We start from the raw sequence: 16116 nt of genomic DNA, 5'->3' as shown, positions 1-16116 counted from the left end.
AAAAATCAAATTTGGCGGAAAAATTTCAGGTTACAAAAATGGCAGAAAAAAACTGACGCAAACGTTTTCCTTTTTGTTTTAAGCCCTGTAGAATAACGCCGTTTTCATATCCAACTAGATCGAGGACTTTCCCCGTGAGCGGCAACAACACTTCTCTTAGCTACAAAGATGCTGGCGTAGATATCGATGCAGGCAACGCGCTTGTTGAACGAATTAAAGGTGCAGTAAAGCGTACTCGTCGCCCAGAGGTAATGGGTGGCATTGGTGGCTTTGGTGCATTGTGTGAACTCCCAACCAAATACAAACAACCGGTCCTGGTGTCAGGCACGGATGGTGTGGGTACCAAACTACGTCTTGCTTTGGATATGAAAAAGCATGACACCATTGGTATCGACCTGGTTGCGATGTGTGTGAACGACCTGATTGTACAAGGCGCTGAACCACTGTTTTTCCTTGACTACTATGCAACTGGTAAACTAGACGTGGATACCGCAGCCGACGTAGTATCCGGCATTGCTGACGGTTGTCTGCAAGCTGGCTGTGCCCTGATCGGTGGTGAAACTGCTGAAATGCCAGGCATGTACGAAGGTGAAGACTATGACGTGGCAGGTTTTTGTGTCGGTGTGGTCGAAAAAGAAGATATCATTGACGGCAGCAAAGTTGCCGCCGGCGACGCACTGATTGCTGTGGGCTCCAGCGGCCCTCACTCAAACGGCTACTCTCTGGTTCGTAAGATCCTGGAAGTATCCGGCGCTGACAAAAACGAGCTACTGGAAGGTAAAGCAATCGGCGAACACCTTCTGGAGCCAACCCGAATTTACATCAAATCAGGTTTGAAACTGATTGCTGAGCATGACATTCATGCGATTTCTCACATCACTGGTGGTGGTTTCTGGGAAAACATTCCTCGCGTACTGCCAGAAGGCACTAAAGCGGTTATCGACGGCAAGAGCTGGGAATGGCCTGCAATCTTCACATGGCTGCAACAGCAGGGCAATGTAAACACTCACGAAATGTACCGTACATTTAACTGTGGTGTCGGTCTTGTGATTGCACTGCCAAAAGATCAGGCTCAGGCTGCGGTAGAACTGCTGCAGCAAGAAGGTGAAACCGCATGGGTTATTGGTGAAATCGCCGCTGCTCAGGAAAATGAAGAGCAAGTAGAGATCAAATAATCAATGAAAAGTATTGTTGTTTTAGTTTCAGGAAATGGTACCAATTTACAAGCGATCATCGATGCTTGTGAAACAAGTATTGGCGATGGCAAAGTAACGGCTGTTTTTTCAAACAAAGCAACTGCTTATGGCTTAGAACGGGCTAAAAAAGCAGGTGCGGCTGCAGTGTTTGTCGATCCAAAAGCGTTTGAAACGCGTGATGCATTCGATCACGCCCTGATGCAACAGATCGATGAATATCAGCCGGACCTGATAGTTCTGGCCGGTTACATGCGAATTCTGAGCAGTGAATTCGTGCGCCATTACATGGGGCGCATGATCAATATTCACCCGTCACTGTTGCCGAAATACCCGGGGTTGAACACCTATCAACGCGCTATCCATGCCGGTGATGAAGAGCACGGTACCAGTGTTCATTTCGTTACCGAGCAACTTGATGGTGGCCCGGTGATTCTGCAAGCCAGTGTACCCATCTACGATGAAGATACGGTGGATAGCCTGACCAAACGCGTTCAGGAGCAGGAATACCGCATCTACCCACTGGTGACCCAGTGGTTTGTTGAAGGACGCCTGGAGATGAAAGACGGTAAAGCCTATCTTGATGGTAATCCGCTCGGCATCCACGGCCATCCTGACCAGTAACCGTCTGCGTCCGGGACAAAGTTGACAACAAAAAAGGGTTGATAGCATATCAACCCTTTTTATTTGTCCCAACCCGCCCCAACGACTGGCAGATGCCGGGACTACTCCAATGGCGCTTTCGGCGACTGGTCTCCCGGTTTACCCGGCACAAACTCAACATCCGCCAGTTGCTCAACATTGGTTGCAATCAGCTCGCCACAATGGAACAGATTATACTCTCCGGGCTTCATGCGTTGCCAGATTTCATTCATGGTCAATGGCTGAGTCGCGATCACCGATACCACGTCATTCGGTGTGGTCTCTTCCTGGAAATTGACTTCAACATCTTCATCGATCAACGCAGCATGTCCAAATGGCGCGCGACGGGTAATCCAGTATAAGTGGTTGGTGCAATAGCTCATCACGTAGTCGCCATCGGACAACAGCATGTTAAACACGCCTTTGGCACGTAACTGGTCACACAGCGTAGCAATGTAGGCAAATACTTCGGTCATATCCTCAGGGATCTGCGGATAACGATGCTCCAGCTCATCCAGCAGCCAGCAAAAGGCAACTTCACTATCTGTCTCACCGACCGGGCGATGGCGACCGGAAATCAGATGCTGATAATCCGTCAGCTGACCATTATGAGCAAACGTCCAGTAGCGCCCCCATAATTCACGAGTAAACGGATGGGTGTTCTCCAGGTTCACAGCACCGCGATTTGCCTGACGAATATGGCTGATCACCGCGCAGCTTTTGATCGGGTAATTCTGAACCAGTTCCGCAATTTTTGACTGACAGCTTGGGCTGGGATCTTTAAAGGTCCGAAAGCCTTTACCTTCATAAAAGGTGATTCCCCACCCGTCACGATGCGGGCCGGTACGTCCGCCACGCTGCATCAGGCCGGTAAAACTAAAACAGATATCGGTTGGCACATTAGCGCTCATGCCGAGCAATTCACACATGGTTTAAACCACTCCTCTTTAAACCACACTTCACCTTTCAGCTATCCCAGAGTCCCGGGCCGCAGCCCGGGGTTCTTGATTACGCCATCTCTTTTTCAATCAACTGAATGACAATGTGGATAATCTTAATATGTACTTCCTGGATACGGTCTGCATAGCCAAAGTGAGGAACGCGGATTTCCACGTCGGCCACACCGGCCATTTTACCGCCGTCTTTACCGGTCAGAGCGATGGTTTTCATGCCTTTCGCTTGTGCCGCTTCCATCGCTTTGAGGATGTTGCCAGAATTACCGGACGTCGACAGACCAAACAACACATCCCCTTTAGTACCGACCGCTTCAACATAGCGCGAGAACACGAAATCGTAGCCAAAATCATTGCTCACACAAGACAGGTGGCTTGGATCTGAAATGGCAATACCAGGGTAACCCGGGCGATTCTCACGGTAACGACCGGTCAACTCTTCAGCAAAGTGCATGGCATCGCAGTGTGAGCCACCGTTACCACATGACAGTACTTTACCCCCCTGTTTAAAGGAGTCAGCGATCAGTTTCGCTGCGGCTTCAATCTGAGCCAGATTGTGCTCGTCGCTCAGAAACTTGTTCAGAACATCGGCCGCTTCAGTTAATTCACTTCTAATCAGATCCTGGTACATAGGTATATTCTCTTTATTACGCTGCTGGCAGACAAACTCTCTACAAACCGGAGAGTTTCGTTACCGATGAGTTTACCCAAACGATTTCCTCTGTCGAGAGTTAGCCTGCAAGATTTGCCACATTCAGCGTAAATCGCCTCCAGTTACCCGGGCTTGATCCAAAATTTAGAAGCATTACTCCATTCAGATCACTTTTAAGTATTGCAGGGTTTTACATTTCATTAATATTTCGCTTACACTTAACTGGTAAGACCAGAATAAAACCTCATCAAACACTCCGGTCTGAATAAGGATAAAAATATGGAAATCTTGCTCTCTGTCTGTGGGTTGATGGTTGTTCTCGGCGGCTGCCTCTATCATCGTAGCTCACTCATTACTGCCTTAGCCGCCCTAACCGTTACCCTACTCGTCCTCACGCTGTTTGGTCCTCTGGGTCTCATCAGTTGGGCACTGTATCTGGCTGCGGTTCTCCTACTGGCAATCCCTGCCGTCCGCCAGTCTGTCGTATCGCGCAAAGCGTTGGCCGGCTTTAAAAAAGTTCTGCCGGCCATGTCGCAAACGGAAAAAGAAGCCTTGGACGCTGGTACGGTATGGTGGGAAGCCGAGTTATTTAAAGGTAAACCCGACTGGCAGCAGATGCATCGTATCAAGGCGCCTGAACTGTCGGCCGAAGAGCAGGCATTTCTCGATGGGCCGGTCAATGAAGTCTGCGCCATGGTCAGTGACTACCAGGTCACCCATGAACTGGCCGACCTGCCGCCGCAGGTGTGGCAGTACCTTAAAGAACATAAATTCTTCGCCATGATCATCAAGAAGCAGTATGGCGGTCTGGAGTTTTCCGCTTACGCACAAAGCTTGGTGCTGCAAAAACTGACCGGTGTGTCGGGGGTTCTTTCCTCAACCGTTGGCGTCCCTAACTCCCTGGGACCCGGTGAGCTGTTGCAACATTACGGCACCACAGAGCAAAAAGAATACTACCTGCCACGCCTGGCTGAAGGACGCGAAATCCCCTGCTTTGCTCTGACCAGCCCAGAGGCCGGTTCCGATGCCGGTTCAATTCCGGATTTCGGTATCGTCTGTCACGGTGAATGGCAAGGCAAACAGGTTTTGGGTATGCGCCTAACCTGGAACAAGCGCTATATCACTCTTGCTCCGGTCGCAACCGTCCTTGGCCTGGCGTTTAAACTGCGCGATCCGGACGGCCTGTTAGGCGACAAAGAAGAAGTGGGCATCACCTGTGCCCTGATCCCAACCGACCTGCCCGGCGTGGAAATTGGCAACCGTCATTTCCCGCTCAACGTTCCGTTCCAGAACGGACCGACCCGTGCCAGTGATCTGTTTGTGCCGCTCGATTTCATCATCGGGGGGCCGCAAATGGCCGGACAGGGCTGGCGTATGCTGGTGGAATGTCTGTCGGTCGGACGCGGCATTACCCTGCCATCCAACTCAACCGGAGGCACCAAAACCGCAGCACTGGCGACCGGTGCCTACGCCCGTATCCGCCGTCAATTCAAACAGCCTATCGGACAGATGGAAGGTATCGAAGAGCCGCTGGCCCGTTTGGCAGGTAATGCTTATGTGATGGATGCCGCCAGCAACATGACCGTTGCTGCCATCGATAGCGGGGAAAAACCTTCGGTGATCTCGGCCATCGTTAAATATCACTGCACCCATCGTGGTCAGCGTGCCATTATCGATGCGATGGACATCGTAGGCGGTAAAGGGATCTGTCTTGGCCCCTCTAACTTCCTAGCACGCGGATATCAGGGCGCCCCGATTGCCATTACTGTCGAAGGGGCCAATATTCTGACCCGCTCGATGATTATTTTTGGTCAGGGTGCGATCCGCTGTCATCCGTATGTTCTACAGGAAATGGCAGCGGCGTATTCCGATCAGCCGGACGCTTTAGCCCAATTTGATAAGGCTCTGGCCGGGCATGTCAGCTTTACCCTCAGCAACCTGGTACGCAGTATCTGGTTTGGTCTGAGCGATGGACGCGGCTCACAGGCTCCGGTCCGGGATGCGACCCAACGTTACTATCAACAACTCAACCGCTACAGTGCCAACCTGGCGCTGCTGGCTGATATTTCCATGGCAGTGCTCGGAGGCTCACTGAAACGTAAAGAGCGCCTGTCAGCCCGACTGGGGGATATTCTCAGTCAGCTTTACCTCAGCTCTGCAACCCTGAAACGGTTTGACAATGACGGCCGGCCACTGGAAGACCTACCTCTGGTGCACTGGGGACTGCAAGACAGTATGCAGCAGGCTGAAGTGGCTATCGATGAGTTCCTGGCCAACTTCCCGAACCGCCTGCTGGGCAGAGTACTGCGAATGCTGATCCTGCCATTTGGCCGGGTGCGTCAAGTGCCCAGTGACAAGCTCGACAGTCAGGTGGCGCAAATTGTGCAAACACCGAGTGCCACCCGTGACCGCCTGGGCCGCAATCAGTACCTGGAGCCGAGCGAGCATAACCCGGCCGGAAAAATTGAGCTGGCTTTACGGGTGATACTCGACGCTGAGCCACTGTTTGATAAAGTGTGCCAGGCGCTCAACCAGCGTCGTCCATTCACCGGCCTGGATGAAGTGGCCAAACTGGGACTGCAGCATAATATCCTGACGCCGGAACAGGCAAAACACCTCAGCGAAGCTGAAGCGCACCGTCTGGCCACCATCAATGTGGATGATTTCGCACCGCAGGAGCTGGCCGCAGAGAAAACCTCGCCGCAGCTGGGTGATGCCGCCTGAGACGTAGCTCAGCCTGAAACCGTCGGCAGCTAACAGCAAAGTATCCATCCCAACAGGAGGCCAAAGCCTCCTGTTTTTTCTTATCGTGCTTTTCGCCGGCTGATAAGCCGCTTCGCTTAATTTACTGGTCGTTTACGCTATCACAGCTAAGTGAATCACTTAGCTGTGGCCTGGGCTATTTTTTCGGCACATTGAGCTGCATCTCCGGTTTTGGTTCCCTGCCAACGCGCAATTTGCGCATCACAAACCAACCGACCACAATCAGCAGCAAAACCACCAGGTTACCCACCACAATGTAGATGATGCTGCGCTGGCGCGCCTCTTCACGCATCTGAATCACAAGACGTTCCTGCTCTATTTTACGCTTCGCGGCCGCTTCCTCTTCCTGTAAGCGGCGGGTCGCCGCTAAATCAATCCCTTTAACAACGCTGTAGGTATGCAGGCCAATCGGGAAGTAGAGCTCACGCTGACTGGCCAAATCCGTCGCATACAACTTGGCTTGCCAGGAATAGTTACCGACCTTTTCACGGTTCGGAATCATCAGCGTCACCTTCAGTGCATCTTTCGCAGCCACTCCTTCGGTGAGAAACTGCTCTTGGTCAGCATTGAAATGCTCCACATGCGCAGCCAGCGATCCCGGCTCAATCATACCCTGCTCGCCGCTGACCACCAGTTGGTGCGGTTGGCCATCCTCTCGAGACTGGATAAAAGTGGTGGTCACCGGTGACGGATACACCAGCACTGCCTGTTCCTGAGCTCGCAGGAAAACGCCGTTGCCGGAAGTGATTCGTACCCGATACTTACCCGGGTCGGGTGAAATCGGCAGCGAGACCGTAAATACGCCATCGCCAGGCTTCTCATCCAGCCCCTGTCCGTCATCAGCAAATTCGCCAATTACGGTCGGTAGCGGGCGGGCTTCTTTGAGCAACGACTCTTCATTTTCGATGTACTTGGTAAAGGTCACTTTCAGATTCACGCGGTCCAAAAAGTCCCTCAACAGCAGAGGCTTACCATCAGAAGTCAGGCGGGCAGTAAACTTGATCTCCTCCCCCTGATAAACCCGGTTCGGAAACACATCCGAGCTGAGCTGAAGGTGGGAAATAAGCTTGATATTATTCCTCGGCGATACCTTCCCCACCGCCTGCCAGGGGCCCGGCATCGGATGATCAATGGAGATGATGTCCATGGAAGGTTCTTCGTACCAGCGTACGTTGTCCGGCTTACGCCAGGCGTAATACTTTTTACCATCCGGACGCACCAGTACCACTGGCTGAGAATTGTTTTCACGGTAGATCACAAAGGTGATCTGAGAAATAGTCGGATCGACCCGAAACCGGTTATCCAGCAAAGACAGGGTTGACTCATCGCTGGCAAATGCACTGACACCAAACAGTAATCCGAATAATACCAACCCTATTCTAAACATAGATTCTCCCTACTGGCGCCAGAGGCACGCCCCATTTTTTTCAACAAGATCCAGACGTTCCTGGTGTGCCTGTATTTCATCGGCCGTCGCACGCAAAACCTTTAGCGCTTTTCGACTTTCACTGACCCGTTTGATGTTATCGCCACCAGCGCCGTTTTCCTGTGACCCGGCAGAGAATTGCAGCGACGTCTGGCCACCGGTCATCAGCAGATAAACATCAGCCAAAATCTCGGCATCGAGCAATGCCCCGTGCAGAGTACGGTGTGAGTTATCAATACCGTAGCGCTCACACAGAATATCCAGGTTGTTACGTTTGCCCGGGAAGATTTTCTTCGCCATGGCCAGCGTATCGGTTATCTGGCAGTACTGCTCGGTTTTACCAATCGAAGCATTGAGTTTGCTGAACTCATAATCCATAAAGCCGACATCGAAGGGCGCGTTGTGTGCGACCAACTGAGCGCCTTTGATAAAGTCGAGAAACTCATCATGCACATCTTTATATTCCGGCTTATCCACCAGAAATTCATCGGTAATACCATGCACTTCCACCGCTTCAGCCTGAATCTCGCGATCCGGTTTGAGGTAAACATGGAAATGACGACCGGTCAGCTTGCGGTTGATGATCTCCACCGCACCGATTTCGATGATCCTGTGCCCTTCGTAATGAGGACCGCCTTCAAGGTTCATACCTGTGGTTTCGGTATCGAGAACCACAATGCGACCGTAATCAGAATTGTTGCTAGTATTCATGAGGATTTATATGTCAGACTATGCCAATTGTGTGCCAAACCCAATAGTATCAAATCATGAAGAAACAGGTGGAAATTTTCACTGACGGTTCTTGTTTAGGCAATCCGGGCCCGGGTGGCTACGGGGTCGTTATGCGCTATAAACAAGTGGAAAAAACCCTTGCCAAAGGTTATCGCCTCACCACCAATAACCGGATGGAAATGCTGGCGGCCGTGGTCGCGCTGCAAACCCTGAAAGAGCCCTGCGAGGTGCAACTGACCACCGACAGCCAGTATGTGCGTCAGGGCATCACCCAGTGGATTCATAACTGGAAAAAGCGCGGCTGGAAAACGGCCGATAAAAAACCGGTTAAAAATGCCGATTTATGGCAGGCACTGGACAAAGAAACCGCCCGCCATAAAGTGGAATGGCACTGGGTAAAAGGCCATGCCGGTCACCGCGAAAACGAAATGTGCGACGAACTGGCACGCACTGCGGCTGAAAATCCAACCGAAGAAGATACCGGTTATCAACCAAGCTGATGTTGCAGATCGGTTGATGCACCTCATATTACCGGGCTAAGCGTTGTCGAATTCGATGTTTGAGGTAGAAACGACTCAGGAATTACTTCTGCTCAGACATCTGTTGGGACTGAGACTTAACCCGGTAATTGACTCCGACTGGTGACAAACGACGTTTGAAGCGCCAGTGGGGCTTAATCGGCTTAAGCGGATAGGTACGCTTGCGCGCCACGATGAAATACAGACTGCCAAAGGCACGCCCGTAGTCACCAAGGCCGTTTTCCAGCCAGGTCCATAGCGGACGATATTTCAGCATCGGAAACAACGCATACTGATCGCACTCAACCACCTGATAATTAAGCACCCCAAGCCAATCTTTAATCCGGTTTGGAGTAAACATACGTCCACTCCACGGCAGGCTGCGCTTACGCCAAGGCAAAAAACTGGCCAGCCCGGTCAGGCTGAGCGGGTTAAAGCCGGTCAGAATGATGTAGCCATCATCAATCAAAACCCGGTCTACCTCACGTAACATCCGGTGCGGGTCGTTACAGTAGTCCAGTTGATGGGTCACAATCACGGCATCAATACTGCGTTCCAAAAATGGTAATTCACCACTGTCGGCGATCACATTATGCAATGGATTCTGGATATCGAGATGAACTTGGTGTTGAATATTACAGTTACAACTGGCAAGTTCGCAGCTCAAGCCACCCAGTTTCAACATATGATAGCCAAACAGTTTCGGGCACCACTCATCAAGCCGGGTTTGAATCGACTCACAGACCCACTGGCCATTTTTCATTTGAGACCACGAATGCGGTGTCTCAAGTTTTTTTTCACTGCGTGCTGGTTTCATTGCTAACTCGCTTCACCAAGGTGACTGGAGATAACTCATGTTACATATCAAAAGCATACCCGCATTTAATGATAATTACATCTGGCTGATTAAAAATAGCGATCAGCGTTGTGCGGTGGTCGATCCGGGCGATGCCGCCCCGGTGCTTGCCTACCTGGCTCAGCATGAACTGGTTCTGGATGCCATCCTTATCACCCACCACCACCATGACCACATTGGCGGAGTGCCTGAACTGGTGCGTCAGTTTCCACACGTTGATGTCGTCGGCCCATCCAAAGAGCCGATTCCGACCCTGACCCACCCGGTCGACGGCGGCGATCAAATTGAACTGTTTGATGAACGTTTTATGGTGCTTGATTTACCGGGCCATACGCTGGGCCATATCGGTTATGTGGGCGACGGCAAGCTGTTTTGTGGCGACGTGCTGTTTTCTGCCGGCTGCGGACGGGTGTTTGAAGGCACGATGGAACAGATGTTCACTTCACTGAACAAACTCACCAGCCTGCCGGATGAAACCGAGGTGTACTGCGCACACGAATACACCGCCAGTAACATCGCTTTTGCCATGGCCGTCGAGCCCGATAACGAACAGTTACAAATTTATCGTGATGAAGTCATCCGTCTGCGCGGCCAAGGCAAATCGACCCTGCCGACCACCCTGCAACGGGAGAAATGGGTCAATCCTTTCTTGCGCACACAGGCTTCAAGCGTCATGAAGTCAGTGACCAATCGTACCGAGCAAACGGATGCGTTGTCGGTATTTAGCGCATTACGTGAATGGAAGAACGAATTTTGACGTATTCTTGCTTGTCACGGGATTAATACGGAAAGTATTATCAGCAGCCAACGATAAAAAAGGCTGTCTTACATGCGAGTACAATTCAGCTGGGTAATTGCACTGCTACTTGCCGGATGCCAAACTACCCAGCCTTTGAGTCAAGATACATCAGAAAACAGGGAAAAGAGCACAGCATCTGCCCAGATGACCGTGCCGCCAGCCCCATCCAAAACGACGCTAAAAGCCCCTAAGGTGGTTCCCCCTCAGGAGCAGGATGACGTGTGGCAGCGCATCGCTATGCAGCTGTCGCTGCCGATTCCGGATGATGAAACCGTCAACTACTACCGCACCTGGTATCTCAAACATCCGGGCCATTTAGCGATTGTCGCCGAGCGGGCCAAACCTTTCCTGCATTTAATTACCGAGAAAATCGAACAGCGTCATCTGCCACTCGAACTGGCTCTGCTGCCCGTGGTGGAAAGCTCATTCGATGCATTTGCTTACTCCCACGGCAGTGCGGCCGGGCTGTGGCAGTTTATCCCCGCGACCGGCAAGATGTACGGCCTGAAACAAAATTTCTGGTACGACGGACGCCGGGACGTAGATGCTGCCACCGACGCGGCACTGGATTACCTGACCGTGCTGGGTAAGCGCTTTGATGGCAACTGGTATAACGCGATCGCTGCGTATAACAGTGGCGGCGGCCGGGTGTCTCAGGCGATGCGTAAAAACGTCCGTCATGGCAAGCCGACCGATTTCTTCTCGCTTGATCTGCCGAAAGAAACCAGCAGTTATGTGCCTAAATTACTGGCTCTGGCTGATATCATCGCCAACCAGGAAAAATACGGTATCGAGCTGCCGCCGATTGCTAACCAACCGGTACTGAAGCTGGTTGATCCGAAAGAGCAGCTCGACCTCGCGATTGCGGCCCAGTATGCCGGTATCAGCGTCAAAGAACTGCAAAGCTATAACCCGGCGTTTAACCAGTGGGCCACGGCGCCCAACGGGCCGCATCAACTGCTGATCCCGGTCGATAAAGTCACGCGCTTTGAGCAGCAAGTGGCGGCCAATAAAGGCAAAGGGATGAAACTGATTCGTTATCAGGTGAAAAGCGGTGATACCCTGAGCGTGATAGCCAATCGCTATAACACCACCACCAAAGTTCTGCAAACCGCCAATAGCCTGTCCGGCACCTCGATTCGCGTCGGCCAACACCTGATGGTGCCGACGTCAGTCAAAGATGAAAAAGCGTATGCGTTGAGTGCCAGCAACCGTCTGGCCAAGACTCAGTCTTTGGCCCGCGGCCAGTACAAGCTGACCCATACCGTGCATTCCGGCGAGAGCCTGTGGACCATCGCACGAGCAAACAATGTGTCGCATCAGGCACTAGCCAAATGGAATGGCATGGGCCCGCGCGATACCTTACGGGTGGGACAAAAACTGGTGATCTGGAAAGACAGCAGCGACGGCGCCATCATCCGCACCGTATTTTATCAGGTGCGCAGTGGTGACACTCTGAGTGGCATCGCTTCGCGCTTCAGTGTCAAAACACGCGATATTGTGCAGTGGAATGAACTGTCAAATCAGAAATACCTGCGTCCGGGCCAGAAACTGAAATTGTATGTCGATGTTACTAAGGTTACGGTATGACACCTTCAGGTAATCCTTTGATCATGCTGGTGGATATTTTCCGTTCACCGAGCGACTGTTTTGCCGCCCTCTACCAGCGCAGTCTGTGGGGCTGGCAAACCTATCTGGTGTTAATGATTACGCCGTTTCTGTTCTGGGGGGCGTACTTCGATAACGTTAACTTTGAGTGGCTGAGACAGGCTCTGCAAGCACAGCTGACCAGCGCCAGTCCGACGCAGCTGGAATTGCTGCAGCCTGATCCCCTGATGGCCAGTGAAATCATCAGCGATCTGGTGGGGCGGACTCTGACCATTCTGACCCTGGCATTGTGGTTTCGTCTGGCAACAAAACCCGTCGCGCCACAGATGGGCTACTGGAAATGGTTTGCCGCCAGCAGCGTGGTGCTGTTTCCGGCCGTCATTGGTGATTTAGCCAGTTACGTCAGTCTGTTACTTAAGCACGGTCAAGTGATGAACTACGCCGCCGATCTCAATAGCCTCAATGGCCTGATTAAACTGCCACTGACCAGCGACTGGGCTCAGTTTGCCGGCGCTTTCCCACTGCTGCTGCCCTGGTATATCGTGCTGGGCTATACCGCGGTCGGCACCTGGACTCAGCTTGAACGCGGTCAGGTGCTGGTGATTGCAACTCTGCCATGGCTGGCGTTTTACCTGATCTGGGCCCTATTTATCGGCTTAAGTTAATCCTTATTGCCGCCCTTTACTCGCTCAAGGTAAATGTCACCAGCAAAGGGTTATGATCAGAGGCGTCCGAAACGGGCGCCTCTGCCGTTTTCAGACTGAGCTGTTTAAAAAACACGTGATCGAGTGGCAAACCGTTAATAAAACGGACCCGTTGATCGGGATTAAAGTGCACTTCCTGTAACCCGTTTGCCGTCATTGCCTGACTGAGCCATGCCGTCCGCTCCTCACTCCAGCTGTTAAAATCACCGGCGACGATAACCGGCCCCTGATGCTGCTGAAGCTGACCGAGCAGTTGCTCAATCTGAGCCTGATACTCTGCGGTACCTAAGGTAAAGTTAATCGCATGCAAATTGACCAGGGCCAGGCTCTGGCCTGAGCTGAGTGGATACAGGGCGTATAAGGCTGATTTAGGCAGCCTTAACCAGGGTTCCAGCGCGGTAAAGGCGCACACCTGTTGCGGCGCTACACGTGCAGCATTCAGCACGCCCGCTGGCTCGCCAAGTACCTCAAACGCATTGACCTGATTGGCCTGCCAGCGCTTTTGCTGCAACCAGGCATGCAATTCACCGCTCATACTCGCCTCCTGCAACAGGAGTAAATTCGCATCCGCACTCAACTCCTGCAACACCGGTTGCCATTCTGGCCGGTTCTGCTTGTAAATGTTCCATACCACCAGTTTCAGCGTACCATTATGGTCGAGATAATCGTGGGCCGGGTACTGAGAGCATTGCTGTGGCAACGCTTCGGTAAGGGGATCAGCTTGGGTTAGCTGTGGCTCATCTGGCACTGAAAACAGGACTGCAAAGCTGCCTGGCACCAGCAAAACAGCCAGCAGCAGCCCCCAAACTACAAGGCGTTTTTTCATCACAATTGATCCTGTCAGAGATTAGCAGCACCATAGCACTGCGCAAATCACGCGACAAGCCTGCACGGCTCTCAGTGCACTTTACGCACATTTCACGGGCAAAAAAATAAGGAGCCGGAGCTCCTTATTCAACGATTCAAGTAAGCATGACATTTACCCGCAGGGGTTAAACCGCGTCTTCGTCTTCTTCGCCAGTACGGATACGCACAACGCGCTCCACTTCAGTAATGAAGATCTTACCATCACCAATTTTGCCGGTTTGAGCGGTTTCGATGATGGTTTCAACACAACGGTCTGCTACATCTTCTGTCACGACAATTTCCAGTTTCACTTTCGGCAGGAAATCGACCATGTACTCAGCGCCGCGGTACAGCTCGGTATGGCCTTTCTGACGGCCAAACCCTTTCACTTCAGAGACCGTCATACCGGTAATACCGACTTCAGCCAGAGCTTCACGAACATCATCGAGTTTAAATGGCTTGATAATGGCTTCGATTTTTTTCATGTTCATCCCTTAAACTTCTCTTTGATAGCAATATTATCTGCTAGCCGTTGTAAACAATCAATAAAAAGCCCGAGCGAAGCTCGGGCTGTGTCTCAAACTGAGGGATAGATACCATTACAGGCTGGCGTAATAAGCCGCCAGGTTGGCAATATCCGCATCGCTCAGCATCGATGCCTGAGGCTGCATAATCATAGCATTGCCGCCAGTACGCTCTTTGTTTTTGTATGCATTCAGTGCATTGATGATGTATTGCTCGCTCTGTCCTTTCAGGTTCGGATAGCCCGGAATTACCGCAATACCATCTGCGCCGTGACACGCTGCGCACACTGACGCTTTGGCTTTTCCTGCCGCTGCATCACCGGCAGCCAATGCATTGCCCGCCAGCAGGCTCAAACCTAACATCATTCCCATAGTAATTTTCTTCATTGCTTGCCCTTCTTTCCATATTGTTATTTGTATTGCTCGATACGATGTTGTGACATAAAGGGATTACTGTTGCCAGAGCAGTTCAGCATCGGTACCACTGAAATCACGCTCCACAAACAGACCGGCCACAGCAACAACCTGTTGCTGATAGATAAGTATTGGTATCCTCCGTCGCTGCCAACTCGGAATCTGATACTCCTGAAACAGCTTTTTCAGTTTGCGTGACCCGGCTCTTCCTACCGGACAGGCTGATAATCCCTGTGGCTCAAAAATAACCCGTAAATGCTCCGACTCGGCGGGAATACGCAAGTTACCCCCAGGTGCAACACGTAGCACAAGTTGCCCTATATCATCCGGTAAATCAAGTACCTGGTCGGGCTTAATCTGCCGACTCCAGGCAGAGACATCGGCCTGCAGGCCAACACAATATAAACGGCGATTAAAACGCCGAATATGATGCAGCCCTAATTTTAGCTTAGGATTCGCATCCTGCTCGGCCTGCGCCACTTCATCCCAGATGATATCTGTCTGGATGCGGCTTGGCATATTCAACCCATGTCGGTCCAGCCAGGCGCGCAGCAATTGCCGCCGCACCGCAGCACTGTGTCTGGTCAGGCTTTCAATAGCCAGGCTTCCGTCGGCCTGCACCGCTTGCAGCAGAGCATCGGCGAGTAATTCGGCCAGTACGCTTTCCTGCTCGGCACACAGCTCAGCACTGCGCTGCACCGCCTGGCGAATCGAGGGCCAGCGCTGAGTGAGCAGCGGCGTCACCTCATGACGGAGAAAATTACGCTCATAGCGGGTATCGAGATTACTCTCATCTTCGACCCAGGCTAACTGCTGCTGCGCAGCAAACGCTTCTATATCGCTCCTGGCGACAGTGAGCAGAGGTCTCAGCAACCGGCCTTGGCCAAAAACAGCGCTGCGCGGCATTGAAGCCAGGCCTTTCGGACCGCTACCGCGCTTAAGTGCCAGTAAGAAGGTTTCCAGTTGATCATCACTGTGCTGGCCCAGCAGCAGACAACTGTGCTGGTCAATATACCCGGCCAGCACCGTATAGCGCGCCTCGCGCGCCAGCTGTTCAATACTGTCCCCCTGGGTTGTATCGAGGTTGACCCGCTCAACGCGTAAGGGAACCGCTAACACATCACACCAAGCCTGGCACTGCTCAGCCCACTGATCGGCATTAGCACTGAGGCCATGATGCACATGCACCGCTGAGATGAGGATGCCGTGCTGCGAGCGGTAACGTGCCAGCAGTTCCAGCATGACCCGCGAGTCAACGCCACCACTCAACGCGAGCACATAGTGCCGGGCCGGATGCTGACTCAGGGAATGACTGAAATGAGCGTATAAATCCATCATGACTCTTTAATCGAACAGGGAAAGCAAAGCGTGTGTATCTGCTCCAGTATATACACAAAGCCACGCTCAGGCAGCATAAGCCACCAGGTTATTTGATTGACTTAAAAGCAAAAAGGCCGGACTGAGTCCGACCTTTTGTCATTATTGC

At 52.0% G+C, this 16116-nt stretch carries 16 protein-coding genes; 7 read left to right on the top strand and 9 right to left on the bottom strand.

Going from position 1 to position 16116, the window contains the following annotated elements; translation table 11 throughout:
* Positions 1–134 precede the first annotated feature (134 nt).
* Positions 135–1175, top strand: coding sequence for a phosphoribosylformylglycinamidine cyclo-ligase (purM, locus tag E6C74_RS00420; RefSeq protein ID WP_136482305.1), 1041 nt, complete (start codon positions 135–137; stop codon positions 1173–1175).
* 3 nt (positions 1176–1178) lie between these two features.
* Positions 1179–1817, top strand: coding sequence for a phosphoribosylglycinamide formyltransferase (purN, locus tag E6C74_RS00415; protein ID WP_136482303.1), 639 nt, complete (start codon positions 1179–1181; stop codon positions 1815–1817).
* A gap of 101 nt (positions 1818–1918) precedes the next feature.
* Here purN and E6C74_RS00410 read toward each other — a convergent pair whose 3' ends face one another.
* Both E6C74_RS00410 and lpcA read right to left on the bottom strand, forming a co-directional pair.
* On the bottom strand, positions 1919–2764 hold the full coding sequence (locus E6C74_RS00410) for a class II glutamine amidotransferase (RefSeq protein WP_136482301.1): 846 nt from the start codon (positions 2762–2764) through the stop codon (positions 1919–1921).
* A 79-nt stretch (positions 2765–2843) separates the two neighbouring features.
* The gene (gene lpcA, locus E6C74_RS00405) at positions 2844–3419 is read right to left on the bottom strand and encodes a D-sedoheptulose 7-phosphate isomerase (protein ID WP_136482299.1); all 576 of its coding nucleotides are present in this window, start codon (positions 3417–3419) and stop codon (positions 2844–2846) included.
* Between the two features lie 300 nt (positions 3420–3719).
* Between lpcA and fadE the strand changes: the two genes are divergently transcribed.
* On the top strand, positions 3720–6164 hold the full coding sequence (fadE, locus tag E6C74_RS00400) for an acyl-CoA dehydrogenase FadE (protein ID WP_136482297.1): 2445 nt from the start codon (positions 3720–3722) through the stop codon (positions 6162–6164).
* 175 nt (positions 6165–6339) lie between these two features.
* Here fadE and E6C74_RS00395 read toward each other — a convergent pair whose 3' ends face one another.
* Both E6C74_RS00395 and dnaQ read right to left on the bottom strand, forming a co-directional pair.
* Complete coding sequence (locus tag E6C74_RS00395) at positions 6340–7590, bottom strand: TIGR03503 family protein (protein ID WP_136482295.1); 1251 nt, start codon at positions 7588–7590, stop codon at positions 6340–6342.
* 9 nt (positions 7591–7599) lie between these two features.
* Entirely contained in the window at positions 7600–8340 is a 741-nt protein-coding gene (gene dnaQ, locus E6C74_RS00390; protein ID WP_136482293.1) for a DNA polymerase III subunit epsilon, read from the bottom strand.
* A 56-nt stretch (positions 8341–8396) separates the two neighbouring features.
* On the opposite strand from dnaQ, the gene rnhA reads away from it, so the two are divergent.
* Positions 8397–8861, top strand: coding sequence for a ribonuclease HI (gene rnhA, locus E6C74_RS00385; RefSeq protein ID WP_136482291.1), 465 nt, complete (start codon positions 8397–8399; stop codon positions 8859–8861).
* 82 nt (positions 8862–8943) lie between these two features.
* On the opposite strand, the gene E6C74_RS00380 is transcribed toward rnhA, so the two are convergent.
* Positions 8944–9696, bottom strand: coding sequence for a class I SAM-dependent methyltransferase (locus tag E6C74_RS00380; protein ID WP_136482289.1), 753 nt, complete (start codon positions 9694–9696; stop codon positions 8944–8946).
* 37 nt (positions 9697–9733) lie between these two features.
* On the opposite strand from E6C74_RS00380, the gene gloB reads away from it, so the two are divergent.
* The 3 genes from gloB to E6C74_RS00365 all read left to right on the top strand — a co-directional run bounded on the left by gloB (position 9734) and on the right by E6C74_RS00365 (position 12807).
* Complete coding sequence (gene gloB, locus E6C74_RS00375; protein ID WP_136482287.1) at positions 9734–10492, top strand: hydroxyacylglutathione hydrolase; 759 nt, start codon at positions 9734–9736, stop codon at positions 10490–10492.
* Between the two features lie 72 nt (positions 10493–10564).
* Positions 10565–12124, top strand: coding sequence for a LysM peptidoglycan-binding domain-containing protein (locus tag E6C74_RS00370; protein ID WP_136482285.1), 1560 nt, complete (start codon positions 10565–10567; stop codon positions 12122–12124).
* On the top strand, positions 12121–12807 hold the full coding sequence (locus E6C74_RS00365; RefSeq protein ID WP_136482283.1) for a YIP1 family protein: 687 nt from the start codon (positions 12121–12123) through the stop codon (positions 12805–12807). Before E6C74_RS00370 ends, E6C74_RS00365 begins: the two co-directional genes overlap by 4 nt.
* A 16-nt stretch (positions 12808–12823) precedes the next feature.
* Here the strand turns inward: E6C74_RS00365 and E6C74_RS00360 are convergent, their stop codons facing one another.
* The 4 genes from E6C74_RS00360 to tilS form a co-directional block, all read right to left on the bottom strand.
* The gene (locus E6C74_RS00360; RefSeq protein ID WP_136482281.1) at positions 12824–13672 is read right to left on the bottom strand and encodes an endonuclease/exonuclease/phosphatase family protein; all 849 of its coding nucleotides are present in this window, start codon (positions 13670–13672) and stop codon (positions 12824–12826) included.
* 166 nt (positions 13673–13838) lie between these two features.
* A complete protein-coding gene (gene glnB / locus E6C74_RS00355) occupies positions 13839–14177 on the bottom strand; it encodes a nitrogen regulatory protein P-II (protein WP_168796919.1) in 339 nt (112 codons plus the stop codon).
* 114 nt (positions 14178–14291) lie between these two features.
* The gene (locus tag E6C74_RS00350; protein WP_136482279.1) at positions 14292–14603 is read right to left on the bottom strand and encodes a cytochrome c; all 312 of its coding nucleotides are present in this window, start codon (positions 14601–14603) and stop codon (positions 14292–14294) included.
* Between the two features lie 63 nt (positions 14604–14666).
* Positions 14667–15968, bottom strand: a complete 1302-nt coding sequence (gene tilS / locus E6C74_RS00345; protein ID WP_136482277.1) for a tRNA lysidine(34) synthetase TilS — start codon at positions 15966–15968, stop codon at positions 14667–14669.
* Positions 15969–16116 lie beyond the last annotated feature (148 nt).

The organism is Vibrio sp. H11 (assembly GCF_004804295.1).
In the GTDB taxonomy this organism is placed as follows: Bacteria; Pseudomonadota; Gammaproteobacteria; order Enterobacterales; family Vibrionaceae; genus Vibrio; species Vibrio ostreae.
The sequence above is the reverse complement of the archived record's forward strand: the minus strand, read 5'-3'. Positions and strand labels throughout refer to the sequence as shown.

Coding starts and splice junctions, on each gene's coding strand:
- purN (WP_136482303.1), top strand. CDS start 1,179: ATGAAAAGTATTGTTGTTTTAGTTTCAGGAAATGGTACCAATTTACAA.
- E6C74_RS00410 (WP_136482301.1), bottom strand. CDS start 2,764: ATGTGTGAATTGCTCGGCATGAGCGCTAATGTGCCAACCGATATCTGT.
- lpcA (WP_136482299.1), bottom strand. CDS start 3,419: ATGTACCAGGATCTGATTAGAAGTGAATTAACTGAAGCGGCCGATGTT.
- fadE (WP_136482297.1), top strand. CDS start 3,720: ATGGAAATCTTGCTCTCTGTCTGTGGGTTGATGGTTGTTCTCGGCGGC.
- E6C74_RS00395 (WP_136482295.1), bottom strand. CDS start 7,590: ATGTTTAGAATAGGGTTGGTATTATTCGGATTACTGTTTGGTGTCAGT.
- dnaQ (WP_136482293.1), bottom strand. CDS start 8,340: ATGAATACTAGCAACAATTCTGATTACGGTCGCATTGTGGTTCTCGAT.
- rnhA (WP_136482291.1), top strand. CDS start 8,397: ATGAAGAAACAGGTGGAAATTTTCACTGACGGTTCTTGTTTAGGCAAT.
- E6C74_RS00380 (WP_136482289.1), bottom strand. CDS start 9,696: ATGAAACCAGCACGCAGTGAAAAAAAACTTGAGACACCGCATTCGTGG.
- gloB (WP_136482287.1), top strand. CDS start 9,734: ATGTTACATATCAAAAGCATACCCGCATTTAATGATAATTACATCTGG.
- E6C74_RS00370 (WP_136482285.1), top strand. CDS start 10,565: ATGCGAGTACAATTCAGCTGGGTAATTGCACTGCTACTTGCCGGATGC.
- E6C74_RS00365 (WP_136482283.1), top strand. CDS start 12,121: ATGACACCTTCAGGTAATCCTTTGATCATGCTGGTGGATATTTTCCGT.
- E6C74_RS00360 (WP_136482281.1), bottom strand. CDS start 13,672: ATGAAAAAACGCCTTGTAGTTTGGGGGCTGCTGCTGGCTGTTTTGCTG.
- glnB (WP_168796919.1), bottom strand. CDS start 14,177: ATGAAAAAAATCGAAGCCATTATCAAGCCATTTAAACTCGATGATGTT.
- E6C74_RS00350 (WP_136482279.1), bottom strand. CDS start 14,603: ATGAAGAAAATTACTATGGGAATGATGTTAGGTTTGAGCCTGCTGGCG.
- tilS (WP_136482277.1), bottom strand. CDS start 15,968: ATGATGGATTTATACGCTCATTTCAGTCATTCCCTGAGTCAGCATCCG.